This window comes from Nocardia wallacei (assembly GCF_029868745.1).
GTDB lineage: Bacteria > Actinomycetota > Actinomycetes > Mycobacteriales > Mycobacteriaceae > Nocardia > Nocardia wallacei_B.
Map to the genome: position 1 here is coordinate 1 of NZ_JARWOP010000111.1, position 1,857 is coordinate 1,857.

Annotated in this window: 3 protein-coding genes; all 3 read right to left on the minus strand. The window is 70.3% G+C overall.

The window, feature by feature from the left end; genetic code table 11:
- Positions 1-434 (minus strand): anti-sigma factor family protein (locus QH470_RS08490; protein ID WP_280271724.1); only part of this gene is annotated, 434 nt, incomplete at its 3' end.
- Positions 431-1,021, minus strand: a complete 591-nt coding sequence (locus QH470_RS08495) for a sigma-70 family RNA polymerase sigma factor (RefSeq protein ID WP_280271725.1) — start codon at positions 1,019-1,021, stop codon at positions 431-433. The genes QH470_RS08495 and QH470_RS08490, both read right to left, overlap by 4 nt.
- Positions 1,022-1,087: 66 nt before the next feature.
- The gene (locus tag QH470_RS08500) at positions 1,088-1,702 is read right to left on the minus strand and encodes a YqgE/AlgH family protein (protein ID WP_280271726.1); all 615 of its coding nucleotides are present in this window, start codon (positions 1,700-1,702) and stop codon (positions 1,088-1,090) included.
- Between the last annotated feature and the right edge of the window lie 155 nt (positions 1,703-1,857).

The window sequence follows — 1,857 nt, forward strand, 5'->3', positions numbered from 1 at the left end:
CCCGCGGGGGGGGGGCGCGCGTTCCGCGTGGCCGTCCCCGGGCTCGTGCGGGCCCCCGGGGCGGGGGCCGCGGCCACCGCGCCCGTCACCGCGAACAACCGCCCGCGCCGCCGCTGCCGCCGCGTCCGATCCGCCAGCCGGGCCAGCGCCACCGGCGGCGCTTCCGGGATCTGGGGCGCCGGCGCCGCCGCGCCGCGCTCGGGATGTCCGGCGATCGGATCGATGAACGACATCGCCACACCGGAATCCACCTGACCGAGCAGTCCGGGCAATCCCGCCAGCTCCGCCACCGCCGCCCGGCACGACGGGCACACCGCCAGATGCTCCTCGTATTCCAGCCGATCGTCGCGGCCGAGGGCGCCGAGCACATACGGGCCGTCCCACGTCGCGTAATCGTCGCCCTCGGGCTCCGCCGCGTGCGCGGTCGCCGTCACTTCGTCACCCCCATCTCCGTCAGCGTCGAACGCAGCGCCCGCATGCCGTAGTGCATCCGGGACTTCACGGTGCCCTCGGGTATGGCCAATTCCGTCGCGATCTGATATGTCGACAGGCCACGGTAATAGGCGCGCACGATCACGTCCCGGTGGTCGATGCTCAGCCGGGCCAGCGCATCGGCGATCAACCAGCCGTCCAGGGCGCGATCCGCCTGGTCCGGCGTCGCCTGCTCGGGCGGCTTGTCGGTGCGGTACTCCCGCCGATGCCGCGCGCTGCGATATTCGTCCACCGCCATGTTGCGGGCCACGGTGAACAACCAGGCCCGCGCCGACGCCGTGGACTGGTCGAGTACGTGCGGGCGCTGCCAGGCCCGCAACAGCGTCTCCTGCACTATGTCCTCGGCGCGGCCCGAATCCCGGACGAGGCTGTAGGTGTAGCGCCACAGCGCCGCACCGTGCTCGTCGTACAACGCCCGCAGCAATTCCGCCTGGACCGGATCACCGTTGTCGACGGGCAGCGCGGGAACGCGGCTGCGCGACGGCCGCGTATCGGCTCCGTCACTGGGGTAGCGGGGTGAACGCGCCATCTGCTCACCAGGTCGATCGTCGGATCAGAGATCCGGGTGTAGTGCCCACACCTGGGGGATACGTTCTCAGTTGCGCTCGAGTTCGATCGGATGCGTGGCCAGCAGAGACAGCGGCAAGGGCTGGCGGCGCAGCACCTGGGCCCACAGGTCGGTGCGGCGGGCGATCGGGTCCGACGGCAACGCCGACAACACGATCCAGTCGCCGCGCTCCAGCTCACCCTCCAGCTGCCCGAACGTCCACCCGGCGTACCCGGCGAAGATGCGGATGCCCTCGACCATCGGGCCGATCACGTCGGGGTCCGAATCCAGATCCAGCAGCGCCACGCGACCGTCGACCCGGCGCAGGCCTGCCGACCGATCGATGGCGGTGCCCACCTTGACCGTCGCCAGGCACAGTGCGGCATCTCTTTTCACCGGGCCACCGAGGTACAGCGTGCCGGGGGCCGCCGCCAGATCGGCCCAGCGCGGTAGCACGTCTTGCACGGCCGTCTCGCTGGGGCGGTTGATGATGACGCCGAGGCTGCCCGCGTCGTTGTGTTCCACGATGTAGACCACGGTGCGCCGGAACGACGGCTCGGTCAGTTCGGTAGCCGAGACCAGCAGCGTGCCGGGACGCACCGTCTGTTCCTCGTGCCGGGATTCCCGTCTGGAGCGGTCGCCGTGTTCCTCTGCGCGTGCCACCACGCCATCATCGCACCGAGCGGGGGTGTATGGCTCGGTTTACTTTGTTGCAGTTCGAGGCTGGAATTTTGGCCTCCGCTTCGCTCCGGCGGGTTTTCGGCGCCCTTGGTCTCGGTTTTCGGGTGCCGTTGCTGGCTCCTTCGTCGCATTGCAAC